Annotated in this window: 28 protein-coding genes; 20 read left to right on the forward strand and 8 right to left on the reverse strand. The window is 30.4% G+C overall.

Features of this window, described 5'->3' with window-relative positions; translation table 11 throughout:
• The first annotated feature begins 66 nt into the window (after positions 1–66).
• From AXE80_RS08705 to AXE80_RS08740, 8 genes are all read left to right on the forward strand, one after another.
• A complete protein-coding gene (locus AXE80_RS08705; protein WP_157359378.1) occupies positions 67–1,116 on the forward strand; it encodes a hypothetical protein in 1,050 nt (349 codons plus the stop codon).
• 9 nt (positions 1,117–1,125) lie between these two features.
• Positions 1,126–1,659 carry a rhomboid family intramembrane serine protease gene (locus AXE80_RS08710; RefSeq protein ID WP_068826384.1) on the forward strand — a complete coding sequence of 178 codons (534 nt, stop codon included), beginning with the start codon at positions 1,126–1,128 and terminating at the stop codon, positions 1,657–1,659.
• Between the two features lie 69 nt (positions 1,660–1,728).
• A complete protein-coding gene (locus tag AXE80_RS08715) occupies positions 1,729–2,187 on the forward strand; it encodes a hypothetical protein (protein ID WP_068826386.1) in 459 nt (152 codons plus the stop codon).
• 178 nt (positions 2,188–2,365) lie between these two features.
• Positions 2,366–3,952: a peptide chain release factor 3 gene (locus AXE80_RS08720; protein ID WP_068826388.1), complete on the forward strand. Its 1,587-nt coding sequence runs from the start codon at positions 2,366–2,368 to the stop codon at positions 3,950–3,952.
• 6 nt (positions 3,953–3,958) lie between these two features.
• On the forward strand, positions 3,959–5,560 hold the full coding sequence (locus AXE80_RS08725) for a hypothetical protein (RefSeq protein ID WP_083194630.1): 1,602 nt from the start codon (positions 3,959–3,961) through the stop codon (positions 5,558–5,560).
• Between the two features lie 8 nt (positions 5,561–5,568).
• A complete protein-coding gene (locus AXE80_RS08730) occupies positions 5,569–6,501 on the forward strand; it encodes a peptidylprolyl isomerase (protein ID WP_068826390.1) in 933 nt (310 codons plus the stop codon).
• A 252-nt stretch (positions 6,502–6,753) separates the two neighbouring features.
• A complete protein-coding gene (locus AXE80_RS08735; RefSeq protein ID WP_068826392.1) occupies positions 6,754–7,188 on the forward strand; it encodes a protein-disulfide reductase DsbD domain-containing protein in 435 nt (144 codons plus the stop codon).
• A 13-nt stretch (positions 7,189–7,201) separates the two neighbouring features.
• Entirely contained in the window at positions 7,202–9,547 is a 2,346-nt protein-coding gene (locus AXE80_RS08740) for a TlpA family protein disulfide reductase (protein WP_083194631.1), read from the forward strand.
• Positions 9,548–9,619: 72 nt separating this feature from the next.
• Here AXE80_RS08740 and AXE80_RS08745 read toward each other — a convergent pair whose 3' ends face one another.
• On the reverse strand, positions 9,620–10,459 hold the full coding sequence (locus tag AXE80_RS08745) for a hypothetical protein (protein ID WP_083194632.1): 840 nt from the start codon (positions 10,457–10,459) through the stop codon (positions 9,620–9,622).
• 71 nt (positions 10,460–10,530) lie between these two features.
• Between AXE80_RS08745 and AXE80_RS08750 the strand changes: the two genes are divergently transcribed.
• Together AXE80_RS08750 and AXE80_RS08755 are read left to right on the forward strand one after the other, a co-directional pair.
• Positions 10,531–10,950, forward strand: a complete 420-nt coding sequence (locus tag AXE80_RS08750; RefSeq protein WP_335673657.1) for a thiol-disulfide oxidoreductase DCC family protein — start codon at positions 10,531–10,533, stop codon at positions 10,948–10,950.
• Positions 10,951–11,002: 52 nt separating this feature from the next.
• The gene (locus AXE80_RS08755; protein WP_068826398.1) at positions 11,003–11,299 is read left to right on the forward strand and encodes a DUF6787 family protein; all 297 of its coding nucleotides are present in this window, start codon (positions 11,003–11,005) and stop codon (positions 11,297–11,299) included.
• Here the strand turns inward: AXE80_RS08755 and AXE80_RS08760 are convergent.
• Positions 11,296–11,562, reverse strand: a complete 267-nt coding sequence (locus AXE80_RS08760) for a hypothetical protein (RefSeq protein WP_068826399.1) — start codon at positions 11,560–11,562, stop codon at positions 11,296–11,298. The two genes, AXE80_RS08755 and AXE80_RS08760, sit on opposite strands and share 4 nt — an antisense overlap.
• Before the next feature lie 18 nt (positions 11,563–11,580).
• On the opposite strand from AXE80_RS08760, the gene AXE80_RS08765 reads away from it, so the two are divergent.
• The 3 genes from AXE80_RS08765 to AXE80_RS08775 are packed head-to-tail and all read left to right on the forward strand — an operon-like array spanning position 11,581 to position 13,851.
• The gene (locus tag AXE80_RS08765; protein ID WP_068826401.1) at positions 11,581–12,210 is read left to right on the forward strand and encodes an NUDIX hydrolase; all 630 of its coding nucleotides are present in this window, start codon (positions 11,581–11,583) and stop codon (positions 12,208–12,210) included.
• A 58-nt stretch (positions 12,211–12,268) separates the two neighbouring features.
• The gene (locus AXE80_RS08770; RefSeq protein WP_068826403.1) at positions 12,269–13,087 is read left to right on the forward strand and encodes a lysophospholipid acyltransferase family protein; all 819 of its coding nucleotides are present in this window, start codon (positions 12,269–12,271) and stop codon (positions 13,085–13,087) included.
• 23 nt (positions 13,088–13,110) lie between these two features.
• The gene (locus AXE80_RS08775) at positions 13,111–13,851 is read left to right on the forward strand and encodes a hypothetical protein (protein ID WP_157359379.1); all 741 of its coding nucleotides are present in this window, start codon (positions 13,111–13,113) and stop codon (positions 13,849–13,851) included.
• Here the strand turns inward: AXE80_RS08775 and recR are convergent.
• The gene (gene recR, locus AXE80_RS08780; protein ID WP_068826407.1) at positions 13,848–14,468 is read right to left on the reverse strand and encodes a recombination mediator RecR; all 621 of its coding nucleotides are present in this window, start codon (positions 14,466–14,468) and stop codon (positions 13,848–13,850) included. The genes AXE80_RS08775 and recR overlap by 4 nt on opposite strands.
• 75 nt (positions 14,469–14,543) lie before the next feature.
• Between recR and AXE80_RS08785 the strand changes: the two genes are divergently transcribed.
• The 5 genes from AXE80_RS08785 to AXE80_RS08805 are packed head-to-tail and all read left to right on the forward strand — an operon-like array spanning position 14,544 to position 18,812.
• A complete protein-coding gene (locus AXE80_RS08785) occupies positions 14,544–16,004 on the forward strand; it encodes a sodium:solute symporter (protein WP_068826409.1) in 1,461 nt (486 codons plus the stop codon).
• Positions 16,001–16,648, forward strand: coding sequence for a pyridoxamine 5'-phosphate oxidase (gene pdxH, locus AXE80_RS08790; protein WP_068826411.1), 648 nt, complete (start codon positions 16,001–16,003; stop codon positions 16,646–16,648). The genes AXE80_RS08785 and pdxH overlap by 4 nt, the downstream gene beginning before the upstream one ends.
• 13 nt (positions 16,649–16,661) lie before the next feature.
• Positions 16,662–17,153 carry a SixA phosphatase family protein gene (locus tag AXE80_RS08795; protein ID WP_068826412.1) on the forward strand — a complete coding sequence of 164 codons (492 nt, stop codon included), beginning with the start codon at positions 16,662–16,664 and terminating at the stop codon, positions 17,151–17,153.
• 23 nt (positions 17,154–17,176) lie between these two features.
• A complete protein-coding gene (locus AXE80_RS08800; protein WP_068826414.1) occupies positions 17,177–18,076 on the forward strand; it encodes a Ppx/GppA phosphatase family protein in 900 nt (299 codons plus the stop codon).
• Complete coding sequence (locus AXE80_RS08805) at positions 18,036–18,812, forward strand: peptidylprolyl isomerase (protein ID WP_169816818.1); 777 nt, start codon at positions 18,036–18,038, stop codon at positions 18,810–18,812. Before AXE80_RS08800 ends, AXE80_RS08805 begins: the two co-directional genes overlap by 41 nt.
• Before the next feature lie 4 nt (positions 18,813–18,816).
• On the opposite strand, the gene AXE80_RS08810 is transcribed toward AXE80_RS08805, so the two are convergent.
• The 4 genes from AXE80_RS08810 to AXE80_RS08820 form a co-directional block, all read right to left on the reverse strand.
• On the reverse strand, positions 18,817–19,653 hold the full coding sequence (locus AXE80_RS08810; protein ID WP_068826416.1) for an inositol monophosphatase family protein: 837 nt from the start codon (positions 19,651–19,653) through the stop codon (positions 18,817–18,819).
• Position 19,654: 1 nt separating this feature from the next.
• Positions 19,655–20,629 (reverse strand): oxidoreductase family protein, encoded by a 975-nt coding sequence (locus AXE80_RS08815; protein ID WP_068826418.1) that lies wholly within the window; start codon positions 20,627–20,629, stop codon positions 19,655–19,657.
• Positions 20,630–20,735: 106 nt separating this feature from the next.
• Positions 20,736–20,897: a hypothetical protein gene (locus tag AXE80_RS14435; protein WP_169816819.1), complete on the reverse strand. Its 162-nt coding sequence runs from the start codon at positions 20,895–20,897 to the stop codon at positions 20,736–20,738.
• A gap of 88 nt (positions 20,898–20,985) precedes the next feature.
• Complete coding sequence (locus AXE80_RS08820; RefSeq protein WP_068826420.1) at positions 20,986–22,302, reverse strand: aspartate kinase; 1,317 nt, start codon at positions 22,300–22,302, stop codon at positions 20,986–20,988.
• A gap of 151 nt (positions 22,303–22,453) precedes the next feature.
• Here AXE80_RS08820 and AXE80_RS08825 point away from each other — a divergent pair, with 151 nt between their 5' ends.
• Both AXE80_RS08825 and AXE80_RS08830 read left to right on the forward strand, forming a co-directional pair.
• Positions 22,454–23,113: a hypothetical protein gene (locus AXE80_RS08825; protein ID WP_068826422.1), complete on the forward strand. Its 660-nt coding sequence runs from the start codon at positions 22,454–22,456 to the stop codon at positions 23,111–23,113.
• A gap of 141 nt (positions 23,114–23,254) precedes the next feature.
• The gene (locus AXE80_RS08830; protein WP_157359380.1) at positions 23,255–23,944 is read left to right on the forward strand and encodes a LamG domain-containing protein; all 690 of its coding nucleotides are present in this window, start codon (positions 23,255–23,257) and stop codon (positions 23,942–23,944) included.
• Positions 23,945–23,946: 2 nt separating this feature from the next.
• Here the strand turns inward: AXE80_RS08830 and AXE80_RS08835 are convergent, their stop codons facing one another.
• Positions 23,947–24,912, reverse strand: a complete 966-nt coding sequence (locus tag AXE80_RS08835) for a Gfo/Idh/MocA family protein (RefSeq protein WP_206208117.1) — start codon at positions 24,910–24,912, stop codon at positions 23,947–23,949.
• Positions 24,913–25,011 lie beyond the last annotated feature (99 nt).

Raw genomic sequence — 25,011 nt, forward strand, 5'->3', positions numbered from 1 at the left:
AACAAAATTATTGTTCATTTTATTCATTAAAACGAACCTTTTTCACAACAGTCACCTTATTAAAGAATGAATAAAATTGTCGTATATTTTAGTTCCCTTCAGTCCCATTTTAATCAATTGTACGCTGGATTAGAAATCTTAAAACAAGATGCTAACTACACCGTTGAATATATCTATAATTACCACACATTACCTTCTAATTTAACCAAAATCATTTATAATGATCTAACATTAATTTTTGATATTGATGATTCTCAAAATATTGTTTTTGAATATTATGATCAATGTGACTTTTATGTTAAGCGTATGCTTACCAAAGAAGATTATAAAAAACATCCAAAAACAATTCCATATGGTTTAAATTATTCTCTTATTCATCCAAATTGTTTTTTAAAAAAGATATACTTAAAAGAATTAAAATTTTCTGATTTGTATAAAAGATTTAAGTATGCTACCATTTTTATAAAATACTCTCTAAAGTACCATTACTTTTTATCTAAAACACTCAATATCAATGACTCTATAGCTAACAACAATATTAAAAACATGACTTCTTCACCTTCTGACTCTAATAAAATTATTTTTAGAGCCAGATTATGGAACCCTTTAAACAAAGAGGATAGAAATATTATCAATCAAGAAAGAATTGATTTAAACAGAAAATTAAAAGAAAAACACAATTCTAATTTTATTGGAGGTATACAAACAGACTCTTTATCGATTAAAATTTGTCCTGACCTCATCATCCCTAAAAAAACATCAGACAAAAAGGCTTATTTAAAAGATTTAAAAAAAGCTTCTATAGGTATTGCTAACGTTGGATTAGATGGAAGTATTGGATGGAAATTCTCTGAGTACATCACACATTCTTTAGCTATTGTTACCAATCCTATTTCTCAATTTCAAATTCACGGTAACTTACAAGCCAATATCAATTATTTAGAGTACAGTAACAATGATGAGTGCATAAACCAAGTACAATACTTAATTGATAACCCTGAGAAAAGAAAGGAAATGCAATACAATAACTTTAAATATTATAATGACTTCTTAAAACCTGAGAAAAAACTTAAATTAATATTTGATGAAATTAATTTAAAAAGTAACCTCGATTAGTTTTTAAATATGTTTCCCAAACTCCCTTTCCAAATTCTTGCTGTTATCTATATTATTTCTGTATTGGGATTTATCTTTCCAAAACTAAAAACAGGCATTATCCCTAGAAAAACTAAAGGTTTGATCGGAATTATTTTTGCTCCGTTTTTTCACAACAATTGGAAACATCTTATTAGTAACACAATTCCATTAATTATTTTACTTTTTACTTTACAGTATTTTTATCCCAATCAATTTATAAAAGTTTTAAGTCTTATTCTTTTTTGCGGAGGTGTTCTGCTATTTTTAATTGGAAGAAAATCAAATCATATTGGAGCTAGCGGAATTATATACGGACTTATTAGCTATATAGTTATCATTGGTTTTATATCTCTTACTATGAAACCTATTTTAGTTTCTATAGCTGTGCTTTTATTATACGGAAGTTTTATTTGGGGAATATTTCCTTCTAAACAAAAAAATATTTCTTGGGAAGGGCATTTGTGTTATGCAATTGCTGGAGGGTTAATGGCTTGTTATCCTCAACTTATTCAGCTTGTATAAATTCTAATTTATAGCTATCTTATTGAAGTTTCAAAACTATTAACTAATTGATTTTAAAAACCTTAAAACATGCTTAATAAGATATTAAATATAAAAGAAAATAGTTATTCCTTTAACTTGGATAAAGAAGTTTTAAAAAACAAAATAGAGGCTATTTTTAAACAACAAAACTTAAACATTGTTGGAGAGTTTACAACTGAAAATGAATTTTCTATTCATGACAAATGGACACTTATTTCTTGGGTAATGCCCAATTTGAAAAGAAAATCTGCTTATTTAAAAGGAACAATTCTAAGCTCTAAAAAGGGAATTTCTATCAAAACAAACACCCACTCAAATACTATTTTGGCTGTATTTTCTTTCTTTTCTATATTTCTTGGTCTAATAATTTCTATACTAAGTAATCAAAACAAACAACTTTTAATTGTTGGAATGATGCTTATTCTTTTAGGAGTTCTTTATTATTTAATTGGTCTATATTTTAGGAATAGGCTACTTAAAAACTTTGAAAAACATTTAAGTTTATAAATAGTTTTTATACTAATTACTCCCAGTTAAACATGTAAAAACCTTTAACAAACACAATAAAATCCAAATTGTACTAAAACAATATTTAACTCTTTAACTAAAACAAATAGCCATTGCACAATGCTAATTGAAAATGTATCTTTGCCATCCGAAATTATCGGTTTTTTAAAACAATAGAATGGCATTTATAGACGAAATTAAACGTAGAAGAACTTTTGGAATTATCTCTCACCCAGATGCAGGTAAAACTACTTTAACAGAAAAATTACTGCTTTTTGGTGGAGCTATTAGTGAGGCTGGAGCGGTAAAAAACAATAAAGTTAAAAAAGGAGCTACTTCCGATTTTATGGAAATTGAGCGTCAGCGTGGAATTTCTGTTGCTACTTCTGTATTAGCATTTAATTATAAAGACCGTAAAATTAACATTCTAGATACTCCTGGACATAAAGATTTTGCCGAAGATACTTTTAGAACTCTTACTGCTGTAGACAGTGTTATTGTGGTAATTGATGTTGCTAAGGGTGTGGAGCCTCAAACCGAAAAATTGGTAGAGGTATGTAGAATGCGTAAAATCCCAATGATTGTTTTCATCAACAAATTAGACCGTGAAGGTAAAGATGCTTTTGATTTGCTAGATGAAGTTGAACAAAAATTAGGATTAACTACTACTCCACTTTCTTTCCCTATTGGAATGGGTTACGATTTCCAAGGAATCTATAATATTTGGGCTAAAAAAATCAACCTTTTTGCTGGAGATAAAAAACAAAAAGTTACTACAGGTGTTGAGTTTACTAATATTAACGTTCCTGAATTGGACGAAATGATTGGTAACAAACCTGCTGATAAATTAAGAGAAGAGTTAGAAATGGTAGAAGGAGTATATCCTCCTTTTGATCAAGAAGCATATTTAAATGGTGATTTGCAACCTGTGTTTTTTGGTTCTGCTTTAAACAATTTTGGAGTAAAAGAATTATTAGATTGTTTTATAGAAATTGCTCCTACTCCGCAACCTAAAAAAGCTGAAGAAAGATTAGTAGATTCTAAAGAAGATAAATTAACAGGATTTGTTTTTAAGATTCATGCCAACATGGATCCAAAACACAGAGACCGTTTGGCTTTTGTTAAAATTGTATCTGGAACTTTTAAACGTAACGCTCCTTACTTACACGTAAGAAACGGTAAAAAAATGAAGTTCTCTAGTCCAAATGCTTTCTTTGCCGAGAAAAAAGAAATTGTTGATGAATCATATCCTGGAGATATTGTAGGATTACACGATACTGGAAACTTTAAAATTGGAGATACTTTAACAGAAGGAGAAATTATCAACTTTAGAGGAATCCCTAGTTTTTCTCCAGAACATTTCCGTTATGTAAATAATGCAGATCCTTTAAAAGCAAAACAATTATACAAAGGATTAGATCAATTAATGGATGAAGGTGTTGCCCAATTATTTACCTTAGAGCTTAACGGACGTAAAGTAGTGGGAACTGTTGGTGCTTTACAGTACGAAGTAATTCAATACCGTTTAGAGCACGAATACGGAGCTAAATGTACTTACGAAAATTTAGCAATGCACAAAGTTTGTTGGGTAGAACCTACAGACAATAAAGCTGAGTTTGCTGAATTTAAACGTGTAAAACAACGTTATTTAGCCAAAGACAAACAAGGACAATTGGTGTTTTTAGCAGATTCTGCTTTTACCATCCAAATGACTCAAGACAAATATCCATCTGTTAAACTTCACTTTACTAGTGAGTACAAATAAGATATAATGATAAACAAATTGTTTTTTTGGGGATTTATCCTTTGTTTCTTTCAGGGAATTGCCCAAGAAAACAACTCGTTATCAACTCTTGAGCAATACAAACTCTCTACAAAACTAAAGCTTAATTATATTCCTGTAAGCATGCCAAAAAATATTGGAAATGCTGAGGGAATAGATATGGATTTAGGAGGTGTTCACTATTTAGTCTCTTTTTCTCCACATTTTTACGGAGGAATCAATACACATGCAGCACTGTTTGGTAATCAAGGAGGATTGTTTACTATTGGTTTTGAATTAGGGTATAATCAAAAATTATTCTCCAATATTTATTTAGATGCCAATTTAGATTATGGAGGTGGCGGTGGTTACAGAGCGCTTATCAACAAAGGAGCTTATATCAACCCAAACATAGGTTTGGCATATCACTTTCCTCAATTTAATATTGGTTTACAATACAGTCATTTTAAATTTTATACAGGAAGCATTAAAAGTAATTCCCTTTCTGTTTATGTAGAAATCCCTACAGATATTCATGTTTCAAAATATCAAAAAAGTAATCAAACATATTCAGATTTAAATCAACCATCCGCATGGAACAAGCCCTGTGGAAAAGGTGGATTTATGTTAAAATTCGATCAATACTTTCCATTTGGAGGAACTAAAAAAGATCTTGTTAGAAACGCTGAACCTTTAACCAATACGCTTTACTTAATAGGGTTTGAATATCAAAAATACATTTCGGAAAACAGTTTTGTTTTTATACATACCGACGCTATATACAAAGGCTTAGAAGCTGGTTATATGGACATTTTTGGAGGTTTTGGTTACGAACCTTTACAAACCAAATATGTAGATGCTTTTGCTAAATTAGCTTTAGGAGCCTCTGGTGGTAGAATTCAAGCAGAAGGAGGCGCTACAGTTTACCCTGCTGTAGGATTAGACTTTAAAGTTTCTTCTCATTTTACACTTAGCACTCACGCAGGTTATGTTCGTGCTTTAGATGGAGATTTTGAGGCTTATGCATTAGGAGCAGGCTTAAAATATATTGGTAAAACAGGAGGAACTTATTCCAAATATCACCCTAATCAAAAAGCTAAAAAAGTAAAAACACAAGGTATTAGAATAAGTGCACAACATCAAACGTATTTTAAGTTAAAACGATTTGAGAGAGAAAATAGAGGTCCTATAGACTTACATTTACTTGCTATACAACTTAACTACAACCTTAGTCCCTATTTTTATATAGCCGGACAAACCGCTTTTGCCTACGAAGCTACCTTTTTAAAAGATCACGAAAGAAATAAAATTGGTGCCGGAGGTTATGCCGATGGAATGGTTGGATTAGGAATCTATTCTCCTATATTTGCAAAAGAAAAATTACAGCTATTTGCCGAAAGTTTTATTGGAGCTGGTGGCGGTGCTGGTATTGATACTGGAGAAGGGGTTATAGCGAAAATAAAAGTTGGTTCTTATGCAAGAATTAATGATTATTTATCCATTTTAATCTCTGCAGGAAAAGTAATTTCTCCTACTACGAGTCTCAATTCAAACAATATAAACTTAGGGTTAAGTGTAGATTTTTCTACACTTACATCCACTTTTAAATAAATAAAAAGATGAACAACGGATTGTACGCTAAATTCAACACCTCTAAAGGGGCAATTTTAGTAAACTTAGAATTTGAAAAAACTCCTGGAACTGTAGGTAACTTTGTTGCTTTGGCAGAAGGAAACATGGAAAACAACGCAAGACCACAAGGAAAACCTTATTATGATGGTTTAAAATTTCATCGTGTAATTGCTGATTTTATGATTCAAGGAGGATGTCCTCAAGGAACTGGATCAGGGAATCCTGGATACAAATTTGATGACGAAATTGTTGCAGAATTAAAGCACGATACTCCTGGAGTATTATCTATGGCTAATGCGGGACCTGGAACTAATGGTTCTCAATTTTTCATCACTCACACTGCAACTCCTTGGTTAGACGGTAAACATACTGTTTTTGGTAAGGTTGTAGAAGGACAAGATATTGTTGATGCTGTTGAGCAAGGAGACTTAATTGAATCTTTAGAAATTGTTCGTGTAGGAGAAGCTGCAGAAAAATTCAATGCTATTGAAGCTTTCAGAAAATTTGAAGGTGCTAGAGAAGCTAAATTAAAAGCAGAAAAAGAAGCTGCTGAAATGGAATTAGAAAAATTAGCTGCTGGTTACGACAAAACTAATAGCGGATTAAGATATAAAGTTATCCAAGCAAGTGGTTCTGGTAAAAAAGCTGCTAAAGGAAAAATGGTTTCTGTACACTACAAAGGACAATTAGCTGATGGAACTGTTTTTGATTCTTCATACAAAAGAAAAGAACCTATTGAATTTGCAATAGGAGTTGGACAAGTAATTTCTGGATGGGATGAAGGAATTCAATTATTAGAAGTTGGAGACAAAGCTCGTTTAGTGATCCCTTCTCACTTAGGATATGGTCCTAATGGTGCTGGTGGTGTTATTCCTCCAAACGCTACTTTAATTTTTGATGTAGAATTGGTAAAAGCATAAGCATTTACAAATATCATAATATTTTAAAACCCTTTACTTTTGTAAAGGGTTTTCTTGTTTTAAAGGAATAAATTCTTAGTAAATCATCATCACAATTTCATCGCTATTATTGAGGCTTATAGATTACCAAATCCCCCCTTAAATTTACCATTTGCTAATCAAAAGCTACTAAATTCTAAATGAATATACTGGTGAGTTTATCAATAGAAACAAAACAGTATATTTAGATTCTTCTATATACAAAATGAATCTATGAAAAAAATTTGCTTACTATTATTACTCATCACTAGTTTAGGACATTCCCAAATTTTAAAACCTGTTACTTGGGAAACATCTATAAAAAAAATCAATCAAACTGAATATCTTATTGAGTTTACTGCACAAATAAAAAAAGATTGGCACTTATATTCTATGAATATTTCTGATGATGGCCCCTTACCTACACTGTTTAGCTTTGATAAAAATGATGACTTTTCTCTTGTTGGAAGAATGACCGAAGAAAAAGGAATTACTGAGTTTGATGAAATATTTAATATGAATATTAAATATTTTAAAAATTATACAACGTTTAAGCAACGTATAAAAACAAAAAAATCAACATTAATTATTACTGGAAACATAGATTATATGTGTTGTAATGATGAAAAATGTGTACCGCTATTTGATGAATTTGAAATTGAATTATAAATAAAAAATTGCCATGAAAAAGAAAATTTTTACGTATCTGCTTACTTTACTCTCTCTTGGATTGTTTTCACAAAAAACAATAGAGAATCCAGCTTATGAACTAAAAGTATCAGGACTCACAACCATAAAAAAAATAGAATATTCATACACTGAAACAAAAGTCTATTTACACTACTCTTTTTTACCAAAGTGGTGGACTAAATTTGGTAAACATGAATATTTAGAAGATTGTGATACTGGAAAAAAATATATGATTAAAGAGGTGGTAGGTATTCCTTTTGAGAAAAAAACACATATGCCATTATCTAGCGAAAAAGATTTTGTATTGATATACGAACCTTTAGACAAAGGGGTTAAAAAAATTAATTACTACAAACACATTTTAGGAGTTTCTTTAACAAAACAACAAAAAGAACAAAAGGAAAAGAAAGTGCCTAAAAAGGTGAAAAAATGGTTTAAAAAAGAACTTTCTAAAGTAAAAGAAGAACCCTTAAAAGATTTTAGTTCCCCTAATTTTTTAAATCAAAAACCTGCAAAATTAATTGGTTACATAAAAGGCTATGACCCGAGACTAGGTTTTGAAACAGGTCTTGCTTATATAGGAAATAGTTTAACTAATCATGATCCATTTAGTATAAAAATATACGAAGATGGTAGGTTCGAAGTAGAACTACCATTAAATCATCCTATATATAATTCTTTTAAAATGAAAAGAGCTTTATTTAATTACTATCTAGAGCCAGGTCAAACCTTGGCAATGGTGATAGATTGGGAGGAATTTTTATTGGCTGATAGATTTAGAAAAGGGCGATATCATTTTGAAAACATTGAGTTTTACGGGCCACTGGCTAGCGTTAACCAAGAATTAGCATCTTATAAAGAAATGATATTTGATGATGAGGATATAAAAAAACTACGAAAAGAAATTAGTCCAAAAGAATATCTAAAAATCAAAACAAAAAGTACTAATATTAAACGAATTGAATTATTAAAATTTTTAGTGACTCACAATATTTCTAAAAAAGTAACTCAAATTCTACAAAGTAAAAATGAACTAGACAAGGCTATCACATTATTTAATTTTGTTATTAGTAGAGAGTACGATGCCAAACAAGACAAGCACAATAAGGCTTTACAAGAACCTATACCTAAAGATTATTTTAATTTTTTAAACGATATAGATTTTAACAATCAATCTTTACTGGTAAACAACAATTTTTCTTTGTTCATCACTCACTTAAATTATGCACCTGTTTTTTCTAACAAAACAAATACAACAATTAGCCCTAATAATGTTCTAGAATATTTACTAGAACTAAACACTGAAATTCCTAAAAATGAAATTGAAGCTGTTAAGGCAAATGAGCTTTTAAACACTCCTGAAAAACAAAAAAGACATAATGAGTTTATTGAAAATTATCAAAAAAGATTGAGTGCTTTTTATAGATTAAATTCTGCGGCTCTTAACAAAATACAAAAAGAAAATCCTAATGGTAATTCATTTCAAATTTTAAAAAATCAATTAAAAGAAGCAGGTAAACTTAGTCCATTAGACGAAGAAATGTTAATTGTCCATGAAAATAGGATAACAGAAGAAGAAAAAAAAGCTGAAGTAGATTTTTTAAATAAACATGGTAAAGCTCTAAGAAGTTTCAAAACTAAATATTCAAATATTAATTCTGTGTTGTATAAACAAAACTATTATAAGTCTAGAGAAAACAAAATGAAAAAAATATTGGATATAGATTCTTGTTTGGTTTTTGACATCATTACCTTAAAAAATAACACAAAACAATTAACAACAGACTTAATTCCTTATACAGATGCTGAACTGGCCTATTATAAAAAAGATATTGTAAATAAAAATATAGCCAACCAACTAGATATTGAAAACAACAAACTAAAAGCAAAACTAGAAGTAAATAAATCAAAAACAGGATACAACATTAATAAGGTAGAAAAATCTGAGGGTGATGAGCTGTTTGAATCTATGATTGCTAAATTTAAAGGCAAAGTAATTTATGTAGATTTTTGGGCTACTTGGTGTGGACCTTGTATGTCTGGAATAAAAAGAATTGCACCTTTAAAGGAAGAAATGTTAGGTAAAGATGTGGTCTTTTTATACATTTCTGCTCCATCATCTCCAGAAAAAACTTGGGAGAACGCCATTCCAAACATTAAAGGAGAGCATTATAGAGTAACAAAAGATGAATGGAATTATTTAAAAGATAAATTTAAAATTACTGGAATTCCTCATTATGCTTTGGTGAACAAAAAAGGTGAATTGATAAATAGCGACCTTGGACACAAACAAAACAGTGAACTTAAAAAAATTCTAGAAACAGAGTTAAGTAAGTAAAATATAATACCTATAAATTAAAAAAGCCGTAAAGTACTTACTTTACGGCTTTTTTGTGAAAATGTATTTTGCTTAAAAGATTTTAAATCTCCCCCCTAGCATTACTGCTGCTTGCACATACATAAAATCTTGAGAAGCAGAATCTGCTTTATCATAAGTAGTTCTAATATTTGGCATATTGATATATCCTCCTCTTATATCTGTTTGAATAAAAAAGTATTTATAAATCACAAAATTAAATCCCATTTGAGCAGAAATTCCATATCCTGACACATGAAAATCATCATGTCTTTCTTTTCCTAATAAAGTAACATTCGTTCTTGGCAATAAAAATCCAGCCCCAATACCTTCGGTTAAATTAATCACAAAGTTTTCTGAATGAATTCCAAAATTACTACTAATATCATCAAATCTATTGATAGAAACATGAACATAGTTTAAACCATCAGTATGTTCAAACTTTAAAAAATCATCTGTTTGACGAATTCCTTTATCAACAAACGGAGATCCTGAACCATCTTCTGCAGTAACCCCATATGAAGGATCAATTTCACCATCAATCGTTAAAAATTGGTTTTGAACAGTTACGTATTTCATATGGTCTACCCCAACAAAAACACTATAATGTTCGTTAAAAAAATAACCTATTCCGTAATTGGTTTGTGGAATTGTAATGTTTGCAGGGTTGATATATTTATCAACAGAAAAAGGAGTTTGTCTATCTGTTGCTACAACATCTTTTAAAGTAAAATCGTAATCAGCTCCTTTAAAGTGAATATCCGATTGTGTATATGCTGAGCGATTCCATCCCCAATAAGCATAAAACTTACCTTTATTTTTGAATTCCGTATCTTGAGCCTGTACTGCCGAAGAAACAATAAACATCAACAATAAAATTTTTATAGTTCTCATGGTCTATTTATATAAGTATATTTGTTCTTAAAAACTGGCCACAAATTTAGGCAATCAAAATGAGTAATGGTTTGAAAAAAATAGAAGATATAATAAAGAAACACCCTATCCTTTTATTTGATGGAGTTTGTAATCTTTGTAATTCTTCTGTTCAGTTGGTTATAAAAAACGATACTAAAAACTTTTTTTTGTTTGCTCCGCTACAAAAACCTGAAGTTGTTAAATATCTAGAAAAACATCATCCTAATCTTAACCAAATAGATTCTATCATTTTAATTACTCGCAAAAAAACATACACAAAGTCTAGTGCGGCTCTAACCGTAGCCAAGCATTTAAAAGGATTATATCCATTGTTATATGTTTTTTATATCATACCAAAACCTATTAGAGATTTGTTTTATGACTTTATTGCAAAAAACCGATATAAATGGTACGGAAAACAAGAGCAATGCATGATTCCTACAACAGAATTAAAAAATAAGTTTTTATAAACCTAGCTTATTAATTTTATAGTTTATTTTTGCAGTATAAAGAGTTTAGTATATGGATAAATTAAAAGAACGTTGGGGATTAACTTCTAATTGGGATGTAATAGCTATTTTAATTGCATTTAGTATTAATGGTTCTTTCGCAGCTTTTATTGTAAGACCAGTATTATCTCAACTTGGTATTAATAAGGAAAACCTAAACATTGTTGTTTTTTACTTCCTATATATTGTTCCTGTTATTTTTGTTTATCAATTTACTTTGCCTTTGGTGGGTTGGACTGTAGGTCAGCATAAATTCTTTAAAAACATGCAAACCAAAATGTTAATAAGAATGAAACTTAAAAAAGCTTAATTATTTCTCTCTAACCACAAACTTAAAACCCAAGTAATAGTAAAGGTTGGTACAAAATCTGTAAAAGGCAAAGCCTCTTCTATAAAACCAATTACAGCAGTGTATTTAGAAACTTTGTTGTTGTATATTTTTATAATTAAATAAGCTGATAAAGGCGCCCAAACAACATCAACCATCTCTCCTAAGCCAGGAAAAAAGAACGGAATTACCCCTACAACATCCAAAAGAATACTCCCTAATAATTTTATATATTTAGACTTCATATTATTATCATTTAAAAAATGGAGTTTAACTACTTATGTAACAATTTAGACCAATTGGTAAAAATGTCATTACCCGGAATTGATGCACATAAAAACTTATCCCCATTACAAAGACCACTTTTTACCAAATATAACATTCCTAACACAGCTAAAAAAGCTGGAGTTTTGGTTTTATTATATCCAAATCAAGATCAAGAAACTACTATTTTACTAACTAAAAGAGCTCAATACAAAGGCACACATAGCAATCAGATAAGTTTCCCTGGAGGTAAAAAGAATCCTGAAGATATGGATTTAGAAACTACCGCCATAAGAGAAACTTTTGAAGAGGTTGGCTTGCCACAAATAGATATTGAAGTACATAAAAAATTAAGTCCTATATATATTCCTCCAAGTAATTTTGAAGTAGATGCTTACTTAGCTACCATTCCATATACTCCTGTGTTTACAAAAAACTACGAAGTTGAAGAAATTATACATCTTCCTACAGAAGCTCTTTTAGATCCTAATAATTTAACTACCTTTAAAACCTCTACATCTTATGCAAACAATATAGATGTTCCTTGTTTTATGTTTAAAGAACATTGTATTTGGGGAGCTACCGCTATGATACTGAGCGAAGTGAAAGAAGTTTTAAAAAACCTATGATAAGGGGCAAAATATTGTAAATTTGCTACCCGATTAATATTAAACAATTATAGATACAATGAGCCTATTTAAAAAGAACCCCTTTGGGCACTACCTTTTTCTAAAAAAAATAATCATTAGTATTTTTGGTATCATATCTTACCGTAGATATAACGGATTTAATAAATTAAACATAGAAGGTTCTGAAATTTTAAAAAACCTTCCAGATAATAAAGTCTTATTTATTTCTAATCATCAAACCTATTTTGCTGATGTTGCAGCAATGTACCACGTGTTTTTTGCTACCTTAAACGGTAGGGATAATAGTTTAAAAAGATGGACTTATTTATTAAAACCAAAATTAAACCTTTATTATATAGCCGCTTTAGAGACTATGAAAAAAGGGTTGTTACCTAAAATATTTGCTTATGCAGGTTCTATTTCTATAGAAAGAACTTGGAGAGCTGCTGGTAAAGAAGTTAATCGTCAGGTTAAAATGTCTGACATCTCTAATATTAAAAAAGCTTTAGATGATGGTTGGGTTATTACTTTTCCACAAGGTACCACCAAACCTTTTAATCCTGTAAGAAGAGGAACTGCTCATTTAATAAAAACCTATCAACCTATAGTAATACCAATTGTTATTGATGGTTTTAGACGTTCTTTTGATAAAAAAGGATTGATGATTAAGAAAAGAGGAATTCTTCAATCTATGGTGATTAAACCACCTTTAGAAATTGATTATGATAAAGAAGATGCTAATGATATCTTAAAAAAGATTGAATTTGCTATTGAGCAACACCCATCATTCTTAAAAGTAATTTCTGTAGAAGAATACGCAGAACAAGAAAGAGCCTTAAACAAAAAAAGAGAATTTTGGAGCTCTGATGAAGACTAAATAAAGTGTTAAAAGAGTTTGGCATGAAAAGAATTATTCTCTTATTGTTTTCTATTACATTTTTAAACTGCTCTCAAAAAGAAGAAGTTTACAATCATAATATTGCCGTAGATACTTTTAACAAAACACTTTATTCTGGCGAAGAATTTATCATTAAAGCTATTTCTGACTTACCTTTAACCTATACCTCGGAGAATAACTATCATGCAAGTGTTCTTTCTGTAGATAAATGGGACAACGCTAATATAAAGGCAGGGTTTGTAGGAAAAACCGTAATCAAAATTACCAATGGAGAAGACACCAAAGAAGTTAATTTAATTGTTAGTCCTCTAAGAAATTTATTCCCCACTCCTCCATTAGAACTTTTTGGAACTTCTAAACAAGAAGTGATTTCTGCAATTGGTGTTCCTGACGAAGAAACCGATACTAGCATAAAATATTATAATTATTCCGATGCGGCTCCTTACATTTCTTATTTCTTTAACGATGAAAACGCCTTATACAGCATAAACATTGCGTATAAAATCGGTCGCTCTTATGCTTTAGACAATTTTTTATCTGAAAGATATAGATTTGCAGGAGTTTTTATAAACGAAGTTGTTGGTAATGGATTTGTGTACTACAATAGCCTTAGAAACATTACTCCTACAATTGCAATTTATCTCTATGGATTAGACAGAAATCACGATGCTGTAGTATACCAACCCTACATTGAGCAAGATGATGAAGAAACAAGTTCTAAAACCTCTTTGTTAATCCCTTAAGATTGCCTTAAACTATTTTCAAAAGGAATTCTGTTCACTATACTTCTCCCTAAAGTCACCTCATCAGCATACTCTAACTCATCTCCAACAGAAATACCACGAGCAATAGCAGAAATTCTAATATCGTAATCTTTAATTTGTTTGTAAATATAAAAGTTAGTGGTATCACCTTCCATGGTAGAACTTAAAGCAAAAACCAATTCTTTTACCACTCCTGATTTTACTTTTTCTAAAAGACTTTCAATTTTTAAATGGCTAGGCCCTATCCCTTCCATAGGCGATATTTTTCCTCCCAACACATGGTATAAACCTTGAAATTGTGCGGTATTTTCAATAGCCATCACATCTCTTACATCTTCAACTACACAAACAATACTCTCATCTCTTTTATGACTAGAGCATATGTCACATAATTCTACATCAGAAATATTATGACAGCTTTTACAAAGTTTGATATCATTAACCAAATGATCTAAAGCACGAGTTAAATACTGTGTTTGTTCTTTAGGTTGTCTTAATAAATGCAATACCAAACGTAATGCTGTTCTTTTACCAATTCCTGGTAATTGAGAAACCTCATTCACTGCATTTTCTAAAAGTTTTGATGAAAAATCCATAAGTGCACAAATGTACACATATAGCGTTACAGAATAAAAAAAATATTTAATTTGGTAGTATCTTAAATAAAATAAATGACTCCCATTACTATAGCTCTTTTAATCGGTGCCTACTTTATCGTTTTATACCTAATTTCTATACTAACAGGTAAAGACAACAATAACGAATCTTTTTTTAAAGCCAACAAAAAAGCCCCTTGGTATATTGTTGCTTTTGGAATGATTGGAGCTTCCTTATCTGGAGTTACTTTTATATCAGTACCGGGTTGGGTCGCTACAAGTCAGTTTAGTTATATGCAGGTAGTTTTGGGGTACTTTTTAGGATATATGGTTATAGCCTATGTACTTCTTCCTATATACTACAAATACAACATCACCTCTATTTATGGATATTTAGACCAACGTTTTGGAAGCAATAGTCATAAAGTTGGTGCAGCTTCTTTTTTAGTTTCTAGAGTATTAGGAGCATCGTTTAGACTCTATTTAGTTGCCTTAGTTTTGCAATATTTTATTTTTGATGCTTGGAATATTCCTTTTGAGATTACCGTAATTTTATCTGTATTATTAATTTGGATATACACTTTTAAGGGTGGAATTAAAACCATTATTTGGACAGATACTTTACAAACTTTATTTATGCTGATGGCATTAATTGTTATTGGATATATTTTATTACAAAAACTAGACACCAACTTATTTGATTTTATTGGCTCTAAAGATTACAAAAACTACGGAAAGATATTTTTTAATGATGATTTTAACGATAAAAAACATTGGATAAAATCTTTATTAGGCGGTGCCTTTATAGCAATTGCTATGACAGGATTGGACCAAGATATGATGCAAAAAAACTTGGCTTGTAAAAACACAAAAGAAGCCCAATGGAATATGTTGTCTTTTGCTCCTAGCCTAATTATCATCAACTTTTTATTTTTACTATTAGGAGCCTTACTTTTTACCTATGCACAACAAGAAAATATTGCAATTCCTGTACAAGATGGACAAACTAAAACAGATTTACTTTTTCCAGAAATTGCTTTAAACGGAGGACTCGGACTTGGAGCTTCCATTGTTTTTTTATTAGGATTAATTGCAGCAGCTTATTCTAGTGCAGATAGCGCACTAACCTCTTTAACCACTTCTTTTTGTATTGATTTCTTAAAAATTGAGAACAAACCCAAAAAAGAACAAGAAAAAATAAGAAAGAAAACACATATTTATATGTCTTTGGTTTTAGTCCTAACCATTATTTCTTTTAAATATATACTAAGTGATAATGTAATTAGCAACCTTTTAAAAGTAGCAACTTATACCTACGGACCTCTTTTAGGTTTGTTTGCTTTTGGAATATTTACCAAGCATAAAATTCACGATAAATGGGTATTATTTATTACCATTCTTGCCATAATTTTTAGTTATTTTATCAACGAATATAGTAGCGTTCTTTTTAACGGATTTCAATTTGGTTATGAATTATTACTAATCAATGGAATATTCACATATACAGGACTTTACCTTATTAAAAAAACAAAATGAACAACGATTTAAGTAATTATCGTAAAGTATATCAAAAAGGAGAATTGCAAAAAGCAAAAGTTCCTGAAGCTCCTATTGAACTTTTTCAGCAATGGTTTCACGAAGCAGAAAGTGCTGAAAGCGGATCAGAGACCAATGCAATGAATGTTTCGAGTATTGGATTAGATGGTTTTCCTAAAAACAGAATTGTTTTATTAAAGCGTTTTACTTGGGAAGGATTTATTTTTTACACCAATTACAACAGCGAAAAAGGAAAGGCTATTGCCAACAATCCTAATGTTTGTGCTTCCTTTTTTTGGGAACACCAGGAAAGACAAGTAATTATAAAAGGAAAAGCAGAAAAAATAGCCAAAAATTTATCTGATGGTTATTTTGAAAGTCGACCTGATGGTAGTAAATTAGGAGCATGGGCATCTAATCAAAGTGAAGTTGTGGCTTCTAAAGAAGTTTTAGATCATCAGTTAGAAAAATTTACAGAAAAATTTAAAGGACAAGAAATTCCAAGACCAGAACACTGGGGAGGATATATTATAAAACCTGTATCTGTTGAGTTTTGGCAAGGAAGACCCAATAGAATGCACGATAGAATTAGATATACATTATTAGAAAATTTTGAATGGAAAATTGAAAGATTAGCTCCATAATAAAATAATTTACATGAAAACGATTTACATTGTTAGACACGCAAAATCTTCATGGGAGTATGAAGGAATTCAAGATATAGATCGACCTTTAAAAAAGAGAGGAATTAAAGATGCCTATTTATTGGCAAACATCCTTAAAGAGAAAATCAAAAAACCCGATACATTTATTTCTAGTTGTGCTAATAGAGCCTTACATACTGGAATTATTTTTTGTAATGTAATGGGATTTCCTATGGCAAACTTGAAAATTAGCAAATCTTTATATAGCTTTAGTGATGGATACTTGGTAAAAACCATTCGCGCTTTAGATGATGCTTATGATTCTGCCATAGTATTTAGCCACGATCACGGAATTAATACTTTTGTAAATACTTTTGGAAACAAACCTATTTCTCACGTACCAACCTGTGGTGTTGTTGGAATTCAATTTGAAACTGAACACTGGAAAAATATCAAATCTGGAAAAACAGTTTTAAAAGAATTCCCAAAAAATCATAAAGATTAAATACTAATTTAAAAGATATTATTTTGATTCGTATAAAAAAATATGCCGCCATAGATATCGGTTCCAACGCAGTAAGATTATTAATTTCTGATATTATTGAGAACGAAGAAAACGACAAAGTAAAATTTAAAAAATCGGCTTTGGTTCGTGTTCCTATCCGTTTAGGAGAAGATACTTTTGGTATTGGAGAAATATCAGAAAAAAACGTAACAAGGCTAACCGATGCCATGAATGCTTTTCAATTATTAATGAGTGTTCACGGTGTAGAAAAGTACAAAGCTTGTGCTACATCTGCCATGAGAGATGCCTCTAACGGTAAATATGTTATCGATAGAATTCTTAAAAAAACCGGAATTAAAATAGATATTATTGACGGTGAAATTGAAGCTCAAATTATTGCCACTACAGATCTTGGGGAATTGCTAGACAACAGCAAATCTTATCTTTATGTTGATGTAGGTGGTGGTAGTACAGAAATGACTATCTACAAAAAAGGAAATGTTATAAATTCTAAATCTTTTAAAGTAGGTACCGTCCGTATGCTTAACCAAAAAGATGCATTGGCAGATATTTGGGATGAGATGAAAGAATGGGTAAAACACAACACTAAAGGACTTAAAAACATCAGTTTGATTGGTTCTGGTGGAAACATCAATAAAATATATAAAATGTCTGGTAGAACAGATGGTTCTCCATTATCATTTATATACATGAAGGCCAACTACAAGTATTTAAAAGCTATGACTTACGAAGAGCGTATTTCTGAGCTAAACTTAAATCAAGATAGAGCCGATGTAATTATACCGGCAACTAAAATTTATGTTTCTGCCATGAAATGGTCTGATGCTAAAAAAATATACGTGCCAAAAATTGGACTTTCTGATGGAATTGTTAAAAGTTTATACGCAGGTGTTATTGAGTAAAAAGCTTAAACATATTGGTTCTTTTTTAACATTATTTTTATTAGTAATGTTCATGTCTTGTGGTCACAACTCATCAAACAAACCACAAGAAAAAGCACCTACACCTCCGGCTAAACCTAAACAAGAAATTGTTAAAAAAAAGACCGTAACTCCAACACCAAAAAAAGAAAAGTTACTAGTAAATGATGTGATAAACGACAAAAATGTTCGTCGTTTCTTTAGTGCTTATGGTAGAAAGAATCCTGAAACAAAACTATTATTAAAAACCCGATTGGGTAATATTCACATCACCTTATTTAAAGAAACTCCGCTACACAGAGCTAGTTTTATTTATTTAATTAAAAATGGATATTATAACAAAACTTGTTTTCATAGAATCGTAAAAGATTTTATTATTCAAGGTGGATGGTCTGACACAGAGATTGTTCAAAAATACAGAAACCAACTTAACAACTACAGAATTCCTCCTGAATTCAGAAAAGGAATTATTCATAAAAGAGGAGCTTTGTCTGCAACCAGAAGATGGGTAGACAATCCTCAAAAACTATCAAATCCTTTTGAGTTTTTTATCATGCAAACTAGCGTAGATTGTTCTCATTTAAATTTTGAGCATACTGTTTTTGGTCAAGTAACCAGTGGGTTTGAAGTTATTGATAAAATTGCAGATGTAACCTTAGACGGACATTCTGAATGGCCAGAAGTTGATGTAGATATTGAGTTTGAAATTTTGAAATAAACTATTACCAAACCTCATATTTAATCCCTTCATTATTCATATAGGTGTTTTCTTCTTTATTTAAGTTGATTTTATTTCCAAAATAATCAGTAGGCACACAACCCACGGCTTCTGCAATACAAGCACTAGCAGCAAAATCCCATGCGCAACCTCCTCCTTGTCTATCTCTATGAGGTTTGATGTACACTGCAGGAGCATTTTGTAATACACACATCGCATTCATAATCGCTCCTTGATGAGTCACCACCTCTAAAGGTTTGTTATACTTTTCTAATGAAATCTTTTCTAAAGACTGTACCAAATAAGGATGCGCTCCAGATGACACAAAACTTAAATCACTATAAAAAGTAAGTCCTTTGTTTTTATGATATTGAATCTTAAATTCTTCGCCATCTTTATAAGCCTTTCCGCCTTTAACGGCATCGTATAAATGATTGTGATAAGGATCATAGGCAACTCCTACTACCGCTTCACCCGCTTTATTTACCAAACCAATAGCTACAGCAAAACCTGCTGTTTTTTTAGTAAAAGGCAAAGTACCATCAATAGGATCAACCGTCCAAAAATAATCTTTTATCAATCTACTTTTATCATCCTCAGTTTCTTCACCCAACCAACCTAAATCATATTTTTTGATGCTTTCTTGTAAACTAGAAAAAATAATTTCTTGAGATTTTATATCAACTTCTGTTACTACATCAGCGGCCAAACTACCTCCTTTATTTTTACTCCCAATTTTAAAATCTGTTCCAAAACAAGCAATGACATGCTTACCCGCTTTTAAGGCTGCTTTTTTAGCAATATCTCTTAACTGCTCTAATTCTTGTATATTTAATTCCATGTTATTTTAATGCGTTTATTACTTGTTTAGCTACCTGTTCACTATAACTATTAATTTTCCAATGACTAGGACTCCATCCTTTTAAAAACCTATGAAAATCTGTCCAAGCTACAGGAAACAAAGCTCTCCATTCTTTTTCTACTTTTTGATATTCTACATTTAAGTTTTTATCTATCACCGCTTGTTTAAAAGCATTAAAATAAAGATCTAAAATTTCTGATTCATATTCTTTACACTCTTCCTCAGACAAACAACTTCCCATAAAATAAGCCAAATCTTTCATACCACACCCTCCTCCAACATATTGAAAATCTACTGCAGCAACTTTTAGTCCATCCTCTGAAAAACAAAAGTTAGCTAACTTAGCGTCTCCATGTACCAATGTTTTATAAACCGCTTTATTTAGTTTAGCATCTATTTTAGAGGCCATTTTTTTTAAAGCTTTATCCTCTAAAACCTCTAACTCCTCTGGCCTGGTATCTAAATGCCAATAAGTACCTATATCCCACAATCCAATAGGCTCTTGTTGTAAAAAAGTAGCATGGAAATTTGCCAACCATTGTACACAAGCATTGATATGATTCCAAGAAACTTGATGAACTCTAGAAGGATATCCTACCATATCTAAATCTTCTAAAACCAACAAAACCTCATCATTATAAACATCAAAAGCATATAGTTTAGGAATCTTACAGAAGGCATTACACTTATTAGCGTAATTTTTATAGAAATTAGTTTCTACTTGATAAGATTTAACTTTTCTGTGATGAGATAAATTGGTATTCCACCCTCTTGGATGTTCTTTTACTTTAGGCAGCTGAACCCACTTTACAACTACTTGTGGTATAGGACTTTCTAAAAGCTGATAACGGACAATTTTACCATAACCACTCCACAAAGTTTGAATGATTTCTATTTCTTTAGCCTGTTTGGCTTTAGTACTAGAAATTAGTGTTTGTTTAAATTGTGAATTCATACTACTATTCTTATCAAAATAAAGATACAAAAGGGAAAGGAAGCTCCATAAAAAAAGCCTAGTAGAATTTCTACTAGGCTTTATATGTTTTAAATGAAATATTTTACTATTTCTGTTTTTTAGCTGCTGCTTTTAACTGAAAGTTTTCTATGATAGTTCCTGTAATCCAGTAAGGTACTACAAAAGTTAATAAGAAAATTAACAACCAAAAACCAGCTGTAAATACAAATAAGAATGCTAAAAATCCTAAGAATTGTGAAATATCCATTTTATATTAAATCTTTTATTCGTGAGTTATAAGTGCAAAAATAAACTTTTTTTCGATTTTACCTCATCAAAATGTGAATAATTATCTACTAAAACACACCGTTATTTAATGCTACTAATGCTTCTTTTTTATTTTCGGTATTAATCACTAAAGATACGTTGTAATTAGAACCTCCATAAGAAATCATACGGATAGGAATATTAGATAAACTATTTAAAATAGCAGTACTTGCTCCTGTTCTTTTTGATGAAAAATCACCAGCCAAACAAACAATACTTAAATCTGTATCTACCTCAACAGAACCAATTTCTTTTAATTCTGCTACAATTTCATTTAAATAAGAAGTATCATCAATAGTAACAGATACAGCTACCTCTGATGTAGTAATCATATCAATAGAAGTTTTGTACTTCTCAAAAACTTCAAACACACCTTTTAAGAATCCATAAGCCATTAACATTCGGTAAGACTTAATTTTAATAGCTGTAATACCATCTTTAGCAGCAATTGCTCTTACTCCACTTGGCACCTCACAGTTTTTAATAATAGTTCCTGGGGCATTAGGCTCAAAAGTATTTTTTAACAAAACTGGAACATTTGCTTTGCGTGCAGGAATAACAGATTGTGGATGTAAAATTTTAGCTCCAAAATAAGCCAACTCGGCAGCCTCATCAAAAGAAATTTCTTTTAAAGAAAAAGTATTTTCTACAAATCGAGGATCGTTGTTGTGCATTCCATCAATATCCGTCCAAATCTGAATTTCTTCTGCTACAATAGCCGCACCAATTAAAGAAGCCGAATAGTCAGATCCACCTCTTTTTAAGTTGTCTATTTTTCCTGTAGCACTTAAACAAATATATCCTTGAGTTACAAAAATTTCAACAGCACTGTTTTCTTCAACAATTTTACCGTATTCTTTTGTGATTTTATCTATGACAGGCTCGTTAGCATCATCAATCGCCATAAAATCAAAAGCAGATACCAATAAAGCATTTGTTCCTAATTCTTTTAAGTGAAAGTTGAACAAGTTAGTAGATAAAACTTCACCTTGAGCTACAATATTTTTCTCTATTTGTTTTGATGGAATTTCAATTCCGATGTGTTCTCTTATAAATTCAAATCTTTCAGAAACCAAAGCAATAGCTTCTTCTTGATTTTCTTTTTCAGACAATAATTCTTTAATAACATCAACGTATTTAGCAATCAATTCATTAATTAAATCGTTAGCTTGCTCTTCTCTATAATTGATGATGTGGTCTGAAACTTCGTGTAATGCATTTGTAGTACCAGACATTGCAGACAAAACAACTGTTTTTTGTCCTGATACGTTTCTTACAATATTAGCAACCTCTTTTATACTTTCTGGACTCCCTACCGAGGTACCTCCAAATTTTAATACTTTCATACTTGTCCTAATTAGTCTCTTGTTAGTGTTTCTAGTTTCTATTTTAGTGCCTAGGGCAATAAAAGCACAAAGGTTTCACAAAAGTGTTATTTGTACAAAAAAATAATAATATCTTTACATCTTGATACTAATTGTTAAAATTTGAACAGGTATGAAAACCATACAGGAATCTGTTGAGGGGATTATTAGAAAAACACCTTTTTTAGAAGAGGCTTTAAATGACAAGTTAATTAACGTTTCATCATTGGCTAGAGTGATTCAACCTGATGTTGAAAAAGATTTAAACAAAGAAGTAAAATCCGGAGCCATCATGATGGCAATCAATAGATTATCCCCATCTAGCATTTTAAAAATCCGAAAAAACATCAAGAAAATAACCTTGACTTTAGGAGACTTTATTGTACGTTCGGACTTAGGGAATTTTACTTTTAAAAACACTCCTACATTATTAAAATGTATTTCTGATTTGATTAAAGAATTTGGAGATGATAAAGATTATTTCTTTACCATTTCTCAAGGTATTTTTGAAACAAACATTATTACAAGTAGAAAATTACACGATAAGGTATCTGAAATTTTTAAATCGGAGTTATTATTGTCTTCTGCTGATGAATTAGCTTCTATTACCATTAAATTACCAAAATCTAACTCCCAACAATCTGGTATTTATTACTTTATTTTAAAACAATTAGCTTGGGCAGATATTCCTGTACAAGAAATTATTTCTACCACACATGAAATTACTATTGTGGTTAAAGAAGAAGACATCAATAAAACATTCTCTATTTTAATAGATATGAAAAAGAGCTAATCCCTCTACTTCCTTCAAACAAAAAACTCCAATCTTACTTTTTAAGATTGGAGTTTTTGTTTATCACCTATAAAATTTATTATCTTTAAAATGAACTAAACTCACTTTTTTTTAATGAATAACTATGCTAAGCTTTTTTTAATGATAGGCATTTTGTTCATGAGTAGTTGTACAAATCAATTCTTTTTTAAAAAAAACACCTTGGCTATTATTCCTTTTTCAGATGATTTTAGCAATACAGAAATCTTTCATCAAAATTGGAAAGACAATTCTTTTGGTTCTCCTAAATCATATCAATTAGAAAAAAATGCTTTAAAAATTACGACACGCCCAAATAGTAAAGATCGGGTAAAAGTAAAAACCAAACGAAAAGATTTTGGTATTGGAACTTATGAATGGAAAATTTATGTTCCTCAGTTTAACAAAAACGATCAATGTAGTATTGGAGCTTTTATTTATCACTCTGGCAAAACACCCTATGAAATTGATTTTGAAATAGGATCGGGAAATATGATAGATAGAAAAGAAATAAAAGCAAAAACAAATGAAGCTATTGTGCATTGTACATCGCAATACCAACCTCATTCCTCACAAAATTTTAAAGTAACCACCGAAAAATGGCACTATTTTAAAATTGAGTTAACAGAAAACAACAATAAGTATTTTGTAAAATGGTATATCAACAATGTTTTGGTAAAAACACTACAAACAAATATTAAAACAAAACACAAATTTACAGTACATAACAGTCTAGAAAACTTATCATTCATGGGAGAACATTTACCCGCCAAAGAAAATTATGTATTGTTTGATTCCTTTACCTTTAAATAAAATTAATACGTTAAGCCTATAGTTTCTCTAACGGCATCTAAAGTTTTTATTAATTTTTTAGAAAACTCAAAAGTCATGATATCACTTTCTTTTTTTCCTTTACTAAGTAATTGATTAAAATGTGCTATCTCGTAATTATAACCTATTGTTTTTACACCAAAATCTACAATTTCTTCTTGTCCATTTTTGATAATACTAACTGTTGCTGGCATAAAAAAAGCTGTGTTCATTTTTATGATTCCTTCTTCGCAAGTAAAAATAGCTTGAGTAGCTGTTTGTTTTTGAATAGAACTTTTTAAATATGCTTTTGCATGTTGATAATGAAAAATCATATCACAACTTTCATCAGCTCCATTTTTAAAAAACATTGCTTTTGCTTCAATATTTTTAGGCATTCCTAAAATAGTTAAAGCTACAAATATGGGATAAATACCTATATCTAATAAACTCCCTCCTCCTACTTCTTTTTTAAACAATCTATCTTCGTTATCAAAAAGTTTATAAAAGCCAAAATCTGCCTCTAAAGAAATTATATCACCTAAAGTTTTATTTTTTAGGAACTCTAAAACATATTGATAATGAGGTAAAAAATAAGTCCACAAAGCTTCCATCAACAACACATTTTGCTCTTTAGAAACGCTAATCATTTCTTGCACTTCATCAAAATTCATAGCAAAAGGTTTTTCACATAACACAGCTTTCTTATGCATCATACATAAAATAGCATGTTCTTTATGAAAACTATGTGGTGTTGCTATATAAACTGCATCAACCTCTGAATCCTTAGCCAAATCTTTGTAAGAATTATAACTTTTAACTACTTGATATTCTTTTGCAAACTGTTCTGATTTCTCTTTATTTCTTGAGGCAACAGCATATAACTCGGCATTAGGAATGGTAGCTAAATCTTTGGCAAATTTTTGAGCAATATTTCCTAAACCTATTATTCCCCATTTGATTTTAGACATCTGTAATATTTTGATATGGAAAGATAATCAATTTATAAAAGAGGAATAAAAAGCTTAGCTACAGTAATAAAAAAGCTAGTATCATTAAATAATACTAGC

It is taken from the genome of Wenyingzhuangia fucanilytica (genome assembly GCF_001697185.1).
GTDB classification, from domain to species: Bacteria; Bacteroidota; Bacteroidia; order Flavobacteriales; family Flavobacteriaceae; genus Wenyingzhuangia; species Wenyingzhuangia fucanilytica.

Excerpts from the sequence above, each read along its gene's own strand:
- AXE80_RS08755 (WP_068826398.1), top strand. The coding sequence starts at position 11,003 with ATGGATAAATTAAAAGAACGTTGGGGATTAACTTCTAATTGGGATGTA.
- AXE80_RS08765 (WP_068826401.1), top strand. The coding sequence starts at position 11,581 with ATGGAGTTTAACTACTTATGTAACAATTTAGACCAATTGGTAAAAATG.
- AXE80_RS08715 (WP_068826386.1), top strand. The coding sequence starts at position 1,729 with ATGCTTAATAAGATATTAAATATAAAAGAAAATAGTTATTCCTTTAAC.
- AXE80_RS08740 (WP_083194631.1), top strand. The coding sequence starts at position 7,202 with ATGAAAAAGAAAATTTTTACGTATCTGCTTACTTTACTCTCTCTTGGA.
- AXE80_RS14435 (WP_169816819.1), bottom strand. The coding sequence starts at position 20,897 with ATGGATATTTCACAATTCTTAGGATTTTTAGCATTCTTATTTGTATTT.
- AXE80_RS08775 (WP_157359379.1), top strand. The coding sequence starts at position 13,111 with ATGAAAAGAATTATTCTCTTATTGTTTTCTATTACATTTTTAAACTGC.
- recR (WP_068826407.1), bottom strand. The coding sequence starts at position 14,468 with ATGGATTTTTCATCAAAACTTTTAGAAAATGCAGTGAATGAGGTTTCT.
- AXE80_RS08770 (WP_068826403.1), top strand. The coding sequence starts at position 12,269 with ATGAGCCTATTTAAAAAGAACCCCTTTGGGCACTACCTTTTTCTAAAA.
- AXE80_RS08815 (WP_068826418.1), bottom strand. The coding sequence starts at position 20,629 with ATGAATTCACAATTTAAACAAACACTAATTTCTAGTACTAAAGCCAAA.
- AXE80_RS08745 (WP_083194632.1), bottom strand. The coding sequence starts at position 10,459 with ATGAGAACTATAAAAATTTTATTGTTGATGTTTATTGTTTCTTCGGCA.
- AXE80_RS08785 (WP_068826409.1), top strand. The coding sequence starts at position 14,544 with ATGACTCCCATTACTATAGCTCTTTTAATCGGTGCCTACTTTATCGTT.
- AXE80_RS08725 (WP_083194630.1), top strand. The coding sequence starts at position 3,959 with ATGATAAACAAATTGTTTTTTTGGGGATTTATCCTTTGTTTCTTTCAG.
- AXE80_RS08820 (WP_068826420.1), bottom strand. The coding sequence starts at position 22,302 with ATGAAAGTATTAAAATTTGGAGGTACCTCGGTAGGGAGTCCAGAAAGT.
- pdxH (WP_068826411.1), top strand. The coding sequence starts at position 16,001 with ATGAACAACGATTTAAGTAATTATCGTAAAGTATATCAAAAAGGAGAA.
- AXE80_RS08805 (WP_169816818.1), top strand. The coding sequence starts at position 18,036 with ATGGAATTGTTAAAAGTTTATACGCAGGTGTTATTGAGTAAAAAGCTT.
- AXE80_RS08735 (WP_068826392.1), top strand. The coding sequence starts at position 6,754 with ATGAAAAAAATTTGCTTACTATTATTACTCATCACTAGTTTAGGACAT.
- AXE80_RS08830 (WP_157359380.1), top strand. The coding sequence starts at position 23,255 with ATGATAGGCATTTTGTTCATGAGTAGTTGTACAAATCAATTCTTTTTT.
- AXE80_RS08730 (WP_068826390.1), top strand. The coding sequence starts at position 5,569 with ATGAACAACGGATTGTACGCTAAATTCAACACCTCTAAAGGGGCAATT.
- AXE80_RS08760 (WP_068826399.1), bottom strand. The coding sequence starts at position 11,562 with ATGAAGTCTAAATATATAAAATTATTAGGGAGTATTCTTTTGGATGTT.
- AXE80_RS08825 (WP_068826422.1), top strand. The coding sequence starts at position 22,454 with ATGAAAACCATACAGGAATCTGTTGAGGGGATTATTAGAAAAACACCT.
- AXE80_RS08705 (WP_157359378.1), top strand. The coding sequence starts at position 67 with ATGAATAAAATTGTCGTATATTTTAGTTCCCTTCAGTCCCATTTTAAT.
- AXE80_RS08710 (WP_068826384.1), top strand. The coding sequence starts at position 1,126 with ATGTTTCCCAAACTCCCTTTCCAAATTCTTGCTGTTATCTATATTATT.
- AXE80_RS08810 (WP_068826416.1), bottom strand. The coding sequence starts at position 19,653 with ATGGAATTAAATATACAAGAATTAGAGCAGTTAAGAGATATTGCTAAA.
- AXE80_RS08835 (WP_206208117.1), bottom strand. The coding sequence starts at position 24,912 with ATGTCTAAAATCAAATGGGGAATAATAGGTTTAGGAAATATTGCTCAA.
- AXE80_RS08720 (WP_068826388.1), top strand. The coding sequence starts at position 2,366 with ATGGCATTTATAGACGAAATTAAACGTAGAAGAACTTTTGGAATTATC.
- AXE80_RS08795 (WP_068826412.1), top strand. The coding sequence starts at position 16,662 with ATGAAAACGATTTACATTGTTAGACACGCAAAATCTTCATGGGAGTAT.